Source organism: Aphanothece stagnina RSMan2012, assembly GCF_046764815.1.
GTDB lineage: Bacteria > Cyanobacteriota > Cyanobacteriia > PCC-6307 > Cyanobiaceae > NIES-981.
This window is the reverse complement of the sequence record NZ_JBKOUC010000019.1, coordinates 1-13,200: the sequence shown is the minus strand read 5'-3', so window position 1 is coordinate 13,200 and position 13,200 is coordinate 1. Positions and strand designations below refer to the sequence as shown.

The following is a 13,200-nucleotide window of genomic DNA, read 5'->3' as shown; positions in this document are numbered from 1 at the left end:
TGCTGAGCTTGAAAGGCCTCAGACCTGCTTCAGGTCGGCCTGCACCTGCTGGGGCAGGATCTGGGCGTAGCGCCCGAAGCCGCTGGCCACCTGGATGTAGGCCTTGCGCAGCTTCTCGCCGTCCTGCAGGCGGGCCGCCTCATCGAGCTGGGCCAGGGCGCTCTTGAGCTGGGTGGCGAGCTTGTCGGCCTCGGCCTGGTCGGCCGGCAGCAGGCGCTGGTTGATGTACAGCATCTGGCGCCCCACCTCCTGCATCGGCCCGTGGATCACGTTGCGGGTGAAGGTCCAGTCGCGGCTGTTGACCAGGGCGGCGAGCTCGGGCAGCCGGTCACGGGCGGCGAGGAACCCCTCGGCCTGGCGCTCGATCGCGGCGATGTCGTCGGTGCTCAGGGTGGGCGGCTTGGCCTGGCTGGCGTCACAGGCCGTGAGGCCGACCCCGAGCACGACGACCAGGGCCAGCATGGCCAGCCGGCGGAGCGGCAGGGCGATGGCGCTGCGCAGGCGGGAGATCAGGGAGGGCGCTGGCAAAGCAGGGGCCATCACGGTCAGGGGGGCCATCACGGTGAGGTCGTCGAGGCGTGGAGCTGACTGTATCGGCCCCGGCAGGGCGTTCCTGGATCACTGTTGCCCCTCGCCACATCCACGCCCAACGCTCTAAAACGGAGTGACTATGAGTTAGTGCCATGCGTCTCGCTGTCCTCCCCCTGGCCGCCATCCGCCGCCCCCTGGAGCGCAGCCTCGATGAGGCGAAGGTGGCGGCGCTGATGGCCTCGATCGCGGCCGAAGGGCAGAGGGAACCCATCGATGTGCTCGAGGTCGACGGCCAGTGGTGGGGGTTCAACGGCTGCCACCGGGTGGCGGCCCATGAACGTCTGGGTCTGCCCACGATTCAGGCCCGGATCCGGCGGGCCACACCCCAGGTGCTACGCATGCACATGCTCTGACGCACCCGTCCGGCCGCGACCATGCCGTCCTCGACCGCCATCCTCCAGGTGATCTGCCCGGATCGCCCGGCCCTGGTCAGCGAGCTCTCGGGCTGGGTGGCGGCGAACGGCGGCAACATCCGCCACGCCGATCACCACACCGACCTGGGGGCGGGCCTCTTCCTCAGCCGCATCGAGTGGGCGCTGGAGGGCTTCGGGCTGCCGCGGGAGGCGATCGAGCCCGCCGCGACCGCCCTGGCCGCGCGGCTGGGGGGGGAGGGTCAGCTCCACTTCTCCGATGTCCTTCCCCGCGCGGCCATCTTCGTGAGCCGCCAGGACCACTGCCTGGTGGATCTGCTCTGGCGGGTGCGGGCCGGGGAGCTTCCGATGCAGGTACCGCTGGTGGTGTCGAACCACCCCGATCTGCAGGACCTAGCGGAGGGGTTCGGGGCCAGCTTCGTGCAGGTGCCGCTCACGGCGGCCACCAAGCCGGAGGCTGAGGCCCAGCAGCTCGAGCTGCTGCGGGAGCACGGCATCGAGCTGGTGGTGCTGGCCAAGTACATGCAGGTGCTGAGCGCCGAGTTCCTGGCGGCGTTCCAGGGTGGGGGCGGGGCGCAGGTGATCAACATCCACCACTCCTTCCTGCCTGCGTTTCAGGGGGCGCAGCCGTACCACCGGGCCTGGGAGCGGGGGGTGAAGCTGATCGGGGCCACGGCCCACTACGTGACCGAGGACCTCGATGCCGGCCCGATCATCGAGCAGGCCACGGTGCACGTGAGCCACCGCGACGAGGTGGAGGACCTGATCCGCAAGGGCCGCGACACCGAGCGGCTGGCCCTCTCCCGGGCGGTGCGCCTGCACCTGCGCCGCCAGGTGATGGTGTACCGGGGGCGCACGGCGGTGTTCGACTGAGCCTCGTGCCAGGTGAAACTGTTGGCGAGGTGCAGAAACCAGGACAAGGGCAACTTCTTTCTGCTGGAGGTGAGAGTGAGTCAGGCGAGGTTGGTCATCGCCAAGGGATCGGTCCTTTCCCCCCCGAAGGTCTGGGCCAAGTCTGTACTGACCTTGAACCCTCCGATCAGCAGCAGGCCGGCCACGTGGGGAGCCGCCATGGATGTGCCGCTATAGGCCACTGTGGAGCCGTCAATCCGGAGGGATGTGATGTTCACGCCAGGAGCGGCATAGGCCACGTTGTCAACATCACCGGCACCAACGAGGTTGTCAAAATTTGTGAAAGAGGCGTTTTTGCTGTAGCGATCATGAGCACTGATCGTATAGATACCTGCCGCCGGGTTGCCAGCGCTTGCCGGGCTGAAGGAATCCACATCGGCATAGGAATTGCCGGCTGCCAGGGAAAAGCGAATCCCTTTTTCGGTGGCGGCTTGCTGAATCGCATCGTTCAGGGATTCAAAATATCCCCCGCCCAGGCTGAGATTGGCAACGTCGCCAGTCCCTGCAACTGTCATCATGTAATCGATTCCTGCAATGATCCCGCTGTAGGTGCCACTGCCCTGATCGTTCAATACCTTGATCGCAAACACCTTCGCGCCGGGTGCCACCCCGACAACACCACGGTCGTTGTTGATGGCCGCAATCGTTCCGGCGACATGGGTGCCATGGCCGTTTCTGTCGTAGAAGCCACTCTTGCGACTCCCTGTGAAATCTTTGTTGATCGGATCATTTTTGTCGAAGTTGAGGTCACCGGTGTTGGGGGAGATTCCGGTATCCAGGACAAACGCGCGTTTGCTCGCGAAGGATCCAATGGTTGAGGTTCTGTCCTGATTGCCCCAAACCCATTTCACCCCCCAGTCCAGCACCTGTGAAGTGGACTCCGCTGGAGCGTCACCCCCACCACCGGGTCCCTTGCCAGGAGGTGGTGCCGCGGCGTCGGGGCGACTGAGGCTCACCACCTGATCGGCTTCCACGCGCTTGACCCCGCCGCGGCGCTCAAGCGCCGCGGCCTGGGCGCTGGTGAGGCGGGCGGTGAGCATGCCGAGGTTCTTGAAGAGGGCCTGGGGTTGGACGTCCCCAAGGACCTCGCGAGCCCGCTCACTGAGAGGAGGGCCACCATCCTCGAGGGTGATGATGTACAGGCGTCGGGTTGCCGCCGCTTTGCTCGTGCCGGGCACTCCGGTGACGCGATCGACGGACGTCTGGAAAACTTGACCCTTCGGCGGCGTGTTCGCCGTCGTGAGGGGAACGCCTGCTGTGGTGACGCTCATTCCGGTGAGCGGATCGCTGCTGACCACAACCTCCTGCGAAGTTGATCCCTGGAGCTTAAGGATTTCTTCCTCTCCGCTCCTGCTCCGGCGATTTGGGCCGGAAGACTCCCAGGGTTCAAGAATGGAGGAAGCCATGATCCTTTGCCTGATCTCTGCTCAGAATATTAATTCTATCGCGGTTTTGTCGATCGGGCAATCGAAGGATCCGCAATTGATTTGAAGTTATTGGCTGCCGTTGCTCTCATGTTGGTCCGAGCTGCGGCTTCCCGGTCTCAGCGGTGGGGTTCAGGTTGGAGGGCCCGCCGCGCGTGCCCCTGCAGCACCTCCTTGCTCAAGGGTCCGCGCAAATGTTCCCATGGCAGCACCCGCTCCGGACTCCAGGTGCTGTGGACCACCTCCTCCCAGGGTGGCGGCGGCGGCATCCCCGCCGGTCGTTCCACCTCGCCGGCCAGCACGGCCCGGTAGGCCCGCTTCCAGCCCCCCAGGCTCTCGTGGCTGCCCCGGGCCGCGGCGATCACCGGCGCCAGGCGTCGGTCGCTGCGGGAGAGCAGCGCCTGGATCACGCTCCAGCCGTAGCTCTCGGGGCGCAGCTCGACCCCCTTGGGCTTGAGCCGTTTGGCCAGCAGCTTGAGGCGTTTCTCGGCTTCGGGCCGCACCCCCTGCCATTGGAAGGGGGTGTGGGCCTTGGGCACGAAGGTGCTCACGCCCAGGCTGAGCCGCAGGCCGGGGGTGGCCTTCTTGAGGTCCAGCAGCAGGGAAGCGGTCGCTTCGACGTCAGCCTCCTCCTCCGTGGGCAGCCCGGCCATGCCGTAGAGCTTCAGGCCGCTCAGGCCACCCTCCTTTGCGTAGTGGGCGGCGGCGAAGATCTCCTCGGTGGCCAGCTTCTTGTTCACCACCTCGCGCATCCGTTCGCTGCCGCTTTCGATCGCGATCGTCAGCGACTTGCTGCCGCGTTTGGCCAGGATCCGGCCCAGCTCCGGCGTCACCGTGGCGGCCCGCACTGAGCTCACGCTCACCCGGGTGTCCGCGAAACGGTCCTGGTCGAGCCACTGCAGCAGGTCGGCGAACTGCGGATGCTGCGTCACCGAGGCCCCCAGCAGCCCCAGCCGCCGCGTCACGGTCAGCCCCTTCTCCACCGCCGGGATCAGGCCGTCATCGAGGCTGGCGGTGCGGAAGGGCAGCGTCAGATAGCTGGCCAGGCAGAAGCGGCACAGCTCCGGGCAGCTGCGCACCACCTCCACCATGTGGATGTCCGGCCAGGCCGCCTCCGGGGTGACCACCGTGGAGTGGCTGAGCGTGTTGCCCTGCCAGGTCTGTTTGGAGATTGTGGCGGGAATGCCGCTGCGCCGGGGCACGACCTCGAGCAGCTCACCATCCGCCCCGTAGCGGGGTTCGTAGAGCGCGGGCACATAGACCCCGCTCACCCCGGCCAGGTGCACCAGACGGTCAGCCCGGGGGGCATCGCGGCAGGCCTGCAGGGCCTCGATGAAGGCCGGCAGCAGCAGCTCGCCATCGCCGAGCAGCACGGCATCGAAGAACGGCGCCAGCGGTTCCGGATTGGCGGTGAGCACCGGTCCACCGCCGAACACGATCGGGTCGTCATCGCCCCGCTCGCAGGCCCAGATCGGGATGCGCTGCTGCTCCAGCAGGTCGAGCAGCACCGGGCCATCCAGCTCCCAGCTCAGCGACAGGCCGAACAGGTCGCAGCGGCGGTGGACGGGGTCACCCCGGTCGGTGAACAGGCGCCGCACGTCCACATCGGGCCGCCTGGCCAGGGTGGCCCACACCACCTGATAGCCCAGGCTGGTGATGCCGACGCTGTAGGTGCTGGGGAAGGCCAGCACCGCGCGCAGGGCCCCGGCCTCCGGCTGGGCGGGTTCGAACAGCAGCGTTTCCTGATGCAGGGTCGACGGGGTGCGTCCGGACCCATCCAGGGTCTCACCCGGACGGATGCCCTGGCGCTACTGGCCCATGAGGGCTGAGAGCGGACCTATCAGCCCGGTGACGGCCGAGGAGGCTTCCCCGCCGCTGGGGCTGCCGCCCACGGTCTTGATCAGCAGCTGGGCCGCCTGGTCGATGGCCGGCCACTTGTCGCCCGCCAGCGGCTGGATGACGGGTGCGGCCTTCTGCCACAGCGCCGGGAAGCCCCCCAGGGTGGTGAGGGCGGCCTGCAGCTTGCCGCCGTTGAGCTGGGCATCCCCCTGCCTGAGCAGATCCAGCACCGGGTTCACGGCCGGGGCCAGCGCGGCCTGCCCGGTCGTGGTGGCGGCCTCCTTCACCGTGTCCTGCACCGTCTGCTTGGCCTGCTGACAGCTGCTGAGCAGCAGACCGCCCGCCAGCGCCCAGGCCATCCCCATGCCCAGCAGGCGGGTCCGGCGCAGGGAGCCGGCCTGATGGCGGGGGGTTGAGCCAACGGCTTCTGCCGCGGCACGTTGGGCCGTCACCATGACCACTCTGCAATGTTCATCACGAACCTATTCAGGTCGAGCCGGTCTGCCCGTCCCCGCCGGGTGTCCGTTGCAGGTTGTGATCCGGCCCCGTCTCCAGGGGCCGGGGCCGCAGTGGGACGGAGTTGAGGCGCAGGCTGCTGCCGGCATCCGGCTCAGCGGGGCCTCCGGGGGATGGGGTCTGCAGCATCAGCCGCTTGAACAGCGACTGGGGGTGCAGCAGCCGGGCCATCACCAGGCTGCCCAGGCAGGCCACCAGCACGGGCCTGAGGATCAGCAGTTCCTTGGTCACCGCGAAGGTCAGGAAGGTGGCACTGATCGGCGCGCGGGCGCAGGCGGCCATGAAGGCCCCCATGCCGGCGAACACCGCGGTGCTGGGAGCGGCGAGACCGAGCTGCTCCAGCGCGGCAGCCGCAGCCAGCCCCAGCGCTCCCCCGAGGGTGAGCATCGGCGCGAACAGTCCGCCGGGCGTGCCCGCCGCTGCTGCCATGCCGGTGGTGAGGAACACCACCAGAAAGATCGCCAGCGCCTTGGCAAGGTCCACATCGCCTTCGGCGATCGCCTGCCGGATGCCGGCGCGGTTGAGAAAGTCCGGCGGCAGCCAGGCATCGACCAGCCCCAGCAGGGTGCCGGTGGCGGTCATCGCCCCGGCCAGGGGAATCCGCCAGCTCTGGCGCAGACGCTGCAGCCCCATCACGTAGCGGCAGTAGAGCTCGGCGGCCATGGCCACCAGGGCTCCCAGCAGGAAGAGCCACAGCAGGTCGATCGGGCGCACGACCACGAAGGCCATCACCTGCCGCTGCAGCTGGAAGATGCTGTCGGAAGCCCCGACGCCCGACTCCGGTTCGAGATTGACCAGCCGGGCCAGCCCGAGCAGGTCGGCCCAGGTGTCGGCCCAGAAGGTGGTGACCAGCACCAGCAGCATCACCACCGGTCGGGCGCCCTGCAGGAGTTCTTCGAGCGCGTAGAGGAAGCCGCCGATCGGCGCCCTGAACACCGCCGCAATGCCGGCGCCGCCCCCGGCGGCCACGATCAGCCGGCGGAAGGCGTTGGGTGCACGCAGCAGCCGGGCCATCTCCCAGCCCACCGAGCTGCCCATCTGCACCGAGGGGCCGGAGGGACCGAGCGGAAAACCACTGCCGATCGCCACGATCCCGGCCACCAGCTTCACGGCCGCCACCTGGAACCCCATCGGAATCGGCTGACGCCGCAGGAACTGCATCACCTGCGGAATCCCCGAGCCCTGGGCGGCCGGGGCCAGCAACTGCACCAGCAACCCCGCCACCAGGCCGCCACCGCCGCCGATGGCCGGCAGCACCAGCCAGCGGGGGCCCAGCTCCAGCATGTGGATGCGCCAGCGTCCCAGCCCATCGAGGCCACTGCGGAAGACCAGCGCGGCGGTGGCGGCCCCCAGCCCCGTGACGATCAGGGCCAGCACCACCACCAGCCAGCGATGCTCCAGCAGCTGCCGGATGGACGTGCTGCGCACGGGCTCCAGCCGCGGCAGGCGCAGCGCGGTGGTGCCTGCGGGTCGTGGTGTCAGTCGCAGGCGACCCAGCATCGGGCCGTCCCCATCAGACCCCGGCCAGCACTTCAGCCTCCGCCTCGGCGCTCACCACCCGCCCGGAATCCTCGAAGCCCTCGATCTGATCGAAGTTGAGGTAGCGGTACAGCTCGGCTCCGTAGGGGTCAATCTTCTCGGCGGCGATCGCCAGGTACTCCTCCTTGCTGGGGATGCGGCCCAGCTGGGCGCACACCGCCGCCAGTTCGGCGCTGCCCAGGTACACCTGGGCGCCGTTGCCGAGGCGGTTGTTGAAGTTCCGGGTGCTGGTGGAGAACACCGTGGTGTTGTCCTCCACCCGCGCCTGGTTGCCCATGCAGAGCGAGCAGCCGGGCATCTCCATGCGCGATCCGGCAGCTTCGAAGATGGCGTAGTAGCCCTCCTCCTTGAGCTTCTCCTCGTCCATGCGGGTCGGTGGGCACACCCACAGCCGGGCGGCGTTCTCACCCTGGCCCTGCAGCACGTTGGCAGCGGCGCGGTAGTGGCCGATGTTGGTCATGCAGGAGCCGATGAACACCTCATCGATCCGCTCGCCCGCCACGTCACTGAGGGTCTTGACGTTGTCGGGGTCGTTGGGGCAGGCCAGGATCGGCTCGGTGATCGCATCGAGGTCGATCTCGATGATCTCGGCGTACTCGGCGTCGGGGTCGGCCTCCATCAGCTGCGGATCGGCCAGCCAGGCCTCCATCGCCTTGATGCGGCGCGCCAGGGTGCGGGCATCGCCGTAGCCGCGGGCGATCATGTTCTTGAGCAGCGCCACGTTGCTGCGCAGGTATTCGCTCACCGTGTCCACCGAGAGCTTGATCGTGCTGCCGGCACAGGAGCGTTCGGCGGTCGCATCCGTCAGTTCGAAAGCCTGCTCCAGCTTGAGATCGGGCAGGCCCTCGATCTCCATGATCCGGCCGTTGAACACGTTCTTCTTGCCCTCCTTGGCCACGGTGAGCAGCCCCTGCTGGATGGCCACGTAGGGGATGGCGTTGACCACGTCGCGCAGGGTCACGCCCGGCTGCAGCGAGCCGCTGAATTTCACCAGCACCGATTCGGGCATGTCGAGCGGCATGGCGCCGATCGCGGCGGCGAAGGCCACCAGGCCCGAGCCGGCCGGGAAGGAGATGCCGAGGGGGAAGCGGGTGTGGCTGTCGCCGCCGGTGCCCACGGTGTCGGGCAGGAGCATGCGGTTGAGCCAGCTGTGGATGATGCCGTCGCCGGGCCGCAGGGCCACGCCGCCGCGGGAGGCCATGAAGTCGGGCAGCTCGGCGTGGGTCTTGAGATCCACGGGCTTGGGGTAGGCGGCGGTGTGGCAGAAGCTCTGCATCACCAGATCCGCCGAGAAGCCCAGGCAGGCGAGCTCCTTCATCTCATCGCGGGTCATCGGCCCGGTGGTGTCCTGGGAGCCCACGGTGGTCATCAGCGGCTCGCAGCTGGTGCCCGGCCGCAGGCCCGGCAGGCCGCAGGCCTTGCCCACCATCTTCTGGGCCAGGGTGAAACCCTTGCCGGTGTCGGCCGGGGCCGCCGGGCGGATGAACAGCTCGCTGGGGGGCAGCCCCAGCTGGGCGCGCACCTTGTCGGTGAGCGAGCGGCCGATCAGCAGGGGGATGCGGCCGCCGGCCCGCACCTCATCGGTGATCGTGCTGGGTTTGAGCTCGAAGCGGGCCACGATCTCACCGGCGCCGGGCTCACCGGCGGCGCGCTCGATCGTGCCGGCGTAGGGCCGGATCGTGATCACATCGCCGGAGTTCAGCGCGGTGACGTCGCACTCGATCGGCAGGGCGCCGGAGTCCTCGGCGGTGTTGAAGAAGATCGGCGCGATCTTCCCCCCCAGGATCACGCCGCCGCCGCGCTTGTTCGGCACATGGGGGATGTCGGTGCCGGTGTGCCACAGCACCGAGTTGATGGCCGACTTGCGCGAGCTGCCGGTGCCCACCACGTCGCCCACGTAGGCCACGGGATGGCCCTTGGTTTTCAGCTGGGCGATCAGCTCCAGGCCGCCGGGCATGCGGGTCTCCAGCATCGCCGTGGCGTGCAGGGGGATGTCCGGGCGGGTGGTGGCGTGGGTGGCGGGGGAGAGGTCGTCGGTGTTGGTCTCGCCCTCCACCTTGAACACCGTCACGGTGATCGCGGCCGGCAGTTCGGGCTTGGCGGTGAACCACGCCGCAGCGGCCCAGCTGTCCACCACCTGCTTCGCCCAGGGGTTGGTCTCGGCCAGGTCCAGCACGTCGTGGTAGGCGTCGTAGACCAGCAGGGTGCGGCTGAGTCCCTCGGCGGCGGCCCGGGCGATGACGTCGTCGTCGCTGCCGAGCAGCTCGATCAGGGCCCCCACGTTGTAGCCGCCGATCATGGTGGCCAGCAGCTCCACGGCCTGCACCGGGCTCACCAGGGGGCTCGACGCCGTTGTCTTGGCCACGCCGGAGAGCCAGCCGGCCTTCACGTAGGCCGCCTCATCCACCCCCGGGGGGATGCGCTCGCTGAGCAGGTGCAGCAGGAAGGCTTCCTCGCCGGCGGGGGGAGCCTGCAGCAGTTCGGTCAGGGCCTGGGTCTGCTCGGCTGTCAGGGGCAGGGCCGGCACCCCCAGGGCCTCGCGCTCTGCCGCGGCGGAGCGGTAGCGGGTCAGGAAGGTGTCTTCAGCCATGCCCAGCGGGGTCCATCTCTGAACCCATTGTTCTTGGCCGTGATCCCGACTGTTGGTGTGAACAGCTGCAAAAGGCGGCTGTCTAGGGTGGAGAGTCCCGGCACAACGCCAACTTCTGGCCCCTTTCAGCCATGCACGCCACCACCAGTGATCTCCATGTGGTGGAAACCCGCCCGCTGGTGTCTCCGGCCCTGCTGCACCGGGAACTGCCGATCACGGAGCGCACCGCGGACACCGTGCAGCAGGCCCGGGAGCGCATCCAGGCCATCCTCCACGGCCGAGACTCCCGGCTTCTGGTGATCGTCGGGCCCTGTTCGGTCCACGACGTGGCCGCCGCCAAGGATTACGCCGACCGGATCGCCGCGGCCCGCGACCGCCACCGGGGTGAACTGGAGGTGGTGATGCGGGTGTATTTCGAGAAGCCCCGCACGACGGTGGGCTGGAAGGGTCTGATCAACGACCCCCATCTCGACGGCAGCTACGACATCAACACCGGTCTGCGCCTCGCGCGGGAACTGCTTCTCCACGTCGGTGAGCTCGGACTGCCGGCGGCCACCGAACTGCTGGATCCGATCGTGCCCCAGTACATCGCCGATCTGATCACCTGGACCGCCATCGGCGCCCGCACCACCGAGAGCCAGACCCACCGCGAGATGGCCTCGGGGCTCTCGATGCCGATCGGCTTCAAGAACGGTACGGACGGCAGCATCGCCACCGCCATCAACGCCGTCGAGGCCGCGGCCCGCCCCCACCATTTTCTGGGCATCAACCAGGAGGGCTACGCCTCGATCATCACGACCACGGGCAATCCCGACGGCCATCTGGTGCTCAGGGGCGGCAAGGGCGGCACGAACTACCACCCCGAGGCGATCGAGGAGGCCGCCCTGGCCCTCGAGGCCCTGGGTCTGCCCTCCAGGCTGATGGTCGACTGCAGCCACGGCAACTCCAACAAGGACTACCGCCGCCAGGCCGAGGTGGCGGACCAGGTGGCCGCCCAGGTGGCCGCTGGCAGCCGGCACGTGATGGGGGTGATGCTGGAGAGCCACCTGGTGGCCGGGAACCAGAAGATTGCGGCGGATCTCTCCACCCTCACCTACGGCCAGAGCATCACGGACGCCTGCATCGATCTGAGCGCCACCACCGATGTCCTGGAGCGGCTGGCGGCTGCCGTCCGCAGCATCGCCAACCGTCCGCAGCCGGTGGGTGTGGGCTGAAACGGCCAGCCGCTCCTCGCGGCGCGCCTCCAGGTGAGACGCCAGGCTGATGTTCTGGCACTCGAATATCGAGAGTGCTGACTATCCGGTCGGGGCCCACTTCTGCAACAGACTGTTCTTCGTGAACAGCATTTCGTGCGGCTGTGCATAGGGTTTCTGCAGTTCCTCGGGGGCAGTCATGACCTTCCTCCTTCAGTTCTGCGGCCTGACAGATCCTCTGCAGATGTTCTATCTGGAACAGGCGCGCGGCCCGGCCTTCGCCGGTTTCCGGCCCTTCCAGCTGGATGATCTGCTGGGTTGGTCCCAGGCGATCGGCCGCCAGCGGCAGTGGGATGGCGTGGCCATCCACAACGCGGTGATGGAGGCGTGGCTGGAGAAGGCGGAGCTGATTCGCCAGTGGCAGCTGCGGCTTCGGGAGGAACCCGGCGACCGGGTGGTGGTCGCGGGTCTGGGGACGCCCCAGGACTGGGAGCGTCGCTGCGAGGATCTCCTCGAGGCCTAGCGGCACCCCTCGCGGCGCCCTAACCCAGCCTCTGCCACAGCCAGGCCACCCCGAGGGGGACCGTGAGGTTGTCCACGCCCACCAGCGCGACCTGCTCCAGCAGGGTCGCCGCCGCCGCCATGGCCACCACCGCGCCAGGACCGGGACCTCCCACCGTCGCGCTCAGGATGCCGAGCACCGTGACACTGGCGAGCCCCATCACAGCCGTGCCGGCCACGGAGCGGCGCTGGCCCAGCACCTTCCAGCTCGGCGACGGCCAGAGGGGGCCCAGCAGTCCCGCCAGCCCATCCCCCAGGGCCATCACCAGCACGCCGGCGGCCACCGGGGCCGGCTGGTCAGGCCAGAACCACCACAGCAACAGGGTGATCGACGCCCCGTAGGCGACGGTGCCGTAGCTGTGGCGCCCCACATCCTCCACCGCCGGCAGCAGCCGGGTGCGGTGGTTCAGGGCAGCCAGCACCGTGACAAGGGCGGCAGCCGGCAGGGCCACCCCGCGATCAATGCCCAGGCCCCAGGCCATCGGGATGACCAGGCCTGTGCCGATGTGCACCAGTTTGCGACTCCATTCCCGCTGCGCCTGGGCCAGCTCCCCGTTCCAGCGACGGCGCACCAGCACGGCAGCGGCGCTGAGGACGGCCAGCCATCCGGCCACCGCCAGCACGGCGACCAGCTGATGCTGCCAGTCGGTCACCCGGCGCCTCCGCTCAGGCGGCCTGCTGGTAGTTGCTCATCAGGCGCAGCTTCATGATCGCCTTGGCTTCCAGCTGGCGCACCCGCTCGCGGGAGACGTTGATCAGCCGACCGATCTCGGCCAGGGTCAGCGGCTCGGATCCTTCCAGCCCGAAACGCAGCCGGATGATCGTCTGCTCACGCTCGTTCAGCTGGGACAGCCAGGCACCGAGGTGTTCCTTCTGGATGTGGCGGTCCATGGAGTCGAAATGCTCGTTGCTGGCCGGATCGGCGATCAGCTCTCCCAGGGTGCTGCGGTCCTCCTCGCCCCGGGCATGGGCATCGAGCGAGGCACAGGGAGCACTCTGGGCCATCAGCTCCTCGAGTTCCTCCGGGCGCATGTCCATGGCATGGGACAGCTCCAGCCGGTTGGGCTGCCGGCCCAGCCGATGGGAGAGCTCCCGCGTGACGCGGCGCATCTTGGAGAGCTTTTCACTGATGTGGATCGGAAGCCGGATGGTGCGGGCGCTGTTGTCGATGGCCCGGGTCATCCCCTGGCGGATCCACCAGTAGGCATAGGTGGAGAACTTGTAGCCCATCGCCGGATCGAACTTGTCGACGGCGCGCTCCAGACCGATCGCCCCTTCCTGCACCAGGTCCAGCAATTCCAGGCCCTGGTTCTGATATTTCTTGGCCACACTCACGACCAGGCGGAGGTTGGCGGCCATCATGCGGTCGCGTGCCCTCTGGGCCATGCGTAACTGTCGCTTGTGCTTCGGGGTCAGCTCATCAACTGGTACGGACTGGAGGCGTTTTCCGGCCTGAACGTGATGGGCGAGCTCGATCTCTTCGGCCGGTGTGAGCAGTGGCACACGGCCGATGTTGCTGAGATACCAGCCGATGGAATCGGCACTCAGGCGGCCGGACGAACGGGGTCCTGTCGCACGTGTAGCCTGGCCTGTCGCAGTTAGAGATTGGGCCGACTTCTTGACGTCAACCAAGGTGACGCGAGAAGCGGATTGCGTAGGCGTCC

At 68.3% G+C, this 13,200-nt stretch carries 12 protein-coding genes and 1 pseudogene; 4 read left to right on the top strand and 9 right to left on the bottom strand.

What is annotated here, in order from left to right:
* Positions 1-18: 18 nt before the first annotated feature.
* Positions 19-558 carry a photosystem II protein PsbQ gene (gene psbQ / locus ACLNEE_RS12610; RefSeq protein WP_411422983.1) on the bottom strand — a complete coding sequence of 180 codons (540 nt, stop codon included), beginning with the start codon at positions 556-558 and terminating at the stop codon, positions 19-21.
* Between the two features lie 125 nt (positions 559-683).
* On the opposite strand from psbQ, the gene ACLNEE_RS12605 reads away from it, so the two are divergent.
* Together ACLNEE_RS12605 and purU are read left to right on the top strand one after the other, a co-directional pair.
* Complete coding sequence (locus tag ACLNEE_RS12605) at positions 684-944, top strand: sulfiredoxin (protein ID WP_411422984.1); 261 nt, start codon at positions 684-686, stop codon at positions 942-944.
* Positions 945-965: 21 nt separating this feature from the next.
* Positions 966-1,835 (top strand): formyltetrahydrofolate deformylase, encoded by an 870-nt coding sequence (gene purU, locus ACLNEE_RS12600; protein ID WP_411422985.1) that lies wholly within the window; start codon positions 966-968, stop codon positions 1,833-1,835.
* A gap of 80 nt (positions 1,836-1,915) precedes the next feature.
* On the opposite strand, the gene ACLNEE_RS12595 is transcribed toward purU, so the two are convergent.
* The 5 genes from ACLNEE_RS12595 to acnB form a co-directional block, all read right to left on the bottom strand.
* A complete protein-coding gene (locus ACLNEE_RS12595) occupies positions 1,916-3,280 on the bottom strand; it encodes a S8 family serine peptidase (RefSeq protein ID WP_411422986.1) in 1,365 nt (454 codons plus the stop codon).
* A gap of 137 nt (positions 3,281-3,417) precedes the next feature.
* The gene (locus ACLNEE_RS12590; RefSeq protein ID WP_411423004.1) at positions 3,418-5,049 is read right to left on the bottom strand and encodes a B12-binding domain-containing radical SAM protein; all 1,632 of its coding nucleotides are present in this window, start codon (positions 5,047-5,049) and stop codon (positions 3,418-3,420) included.
* 57 nt (positions 5,050-5,106) lie between these two features.
* Positions 5,107-5,592: a hypothetical protein gene (locus tag ACLNEE_RS12585; protein ID WP_412007190.1), complete on the bottom strand. Its 486-nt coding sequence runs from the start codon at positions 5,590-5,592 to the stop codon at positions 5,107-5,109.
* Between the two features lie 31 nt (positions 5,593-5,623).
* Positions 5,624-7,153 carry a chloride channel protein gene (locus tag ACLNEE_RS12580; protein ID WP_411422988.1) on the bottom strand — a complete coding sequence of 510 codons (1,530 nt, stop codon included), beginning with the start codon at positions 7,151-7,153 and terminating at the stop codon, positions 5,624-5,626.
* Between the two features lie 13 nt (positions 7,154-7,166).
* On the bottom strand, positions 7,167-9,782 hold the full coding sequence (acnB, locus tag ACLNEE_RS12575) for a bifunctional aconitate hydratase 2/2-methylisocitrate dehydratase (protein ID WP_411422989.1): 2,616 nt from the start codon (positions 9,780-9,782) through the stop codon (positions 7,167-7,169).
* A gap of 131 nt (positions 9,783-9,913) precedes the next feature.
* On the opposite strand from acnB, the gene ACLNEE_RS12570 reads away from it, so the two are divergent.
* Both ACLNEE_RS12570 and ACLNEE_RS12565 read left to right on the top strand, forming a co-directional pair.
* On the top strand, positions 9,914-10,996 hold the full coding sequence (locus tag ACLNEE_RS12570; protein ID WP_411422990.1) for a 3-deoxy-7-phosphoheptulonate synthase: 1,083 nt from the start codon (positions 9,914-9,916) through the stop codon (positions 10,994-10,996).
* 178 nt (positions 10,997-11,174) lie between these two features.
* Positions 11,175-11,498 carry a hypothetical protein gene (locus tag ACLNEE_RS12565; protein ID WP_411422991.1) on the top strand — a complete coding sequence of 108 codons (324 nt, stop codon included), beginning with the start codon at positions 11,175-11,177 and terminating at the stop codon, positions 11,496-11,498.
* Between the two features lie 19 nt (positions 11,499-11,517).
* Here the strand turns inward: ACLNEE_RS12565 and ACLNEE_RS12560 are convergent, their stop codons facing one another.
* From ACLNEE_RS12560 to ACLNEE_RS12550, 3 genes and pseudogenes are all read right to left on the bottom strand, one after another.
* A complete protein-coding gene (locus ACLNEE_RS12560) occupies positions 11,518-12,189 on the bottom strand; it encodes a phosphatidate cytidylyltransferase (protein WP_411422992.1) in 672 nt (223 codons plus the stop codon).
* Between the two features lie 13 nt (positions 12,190-12,202).
* On the bottom strand, positions 12,203-12,922 hold the full coding sequence (locus tag ACLNEE_RS12555; protein WP_412007200.1) for a sigma-70 family RNA polymerase sigma factor: 720 nt from the start codon (positions 12,920-12,922) through the stop codon (positions 12,203-12,205).
* Between the two features lie 69 nt (positions 12,923-12,991).
* Positions 12,992-13,168 (bottom strand): annotated as a pseudogene (locus tag ACLNEE_RS12550) (sigma-70 factor domain-containing protein); the annotation flags it as partial.
* Positions 13,169-13,200: the final 32 nt, after the last annotated feature.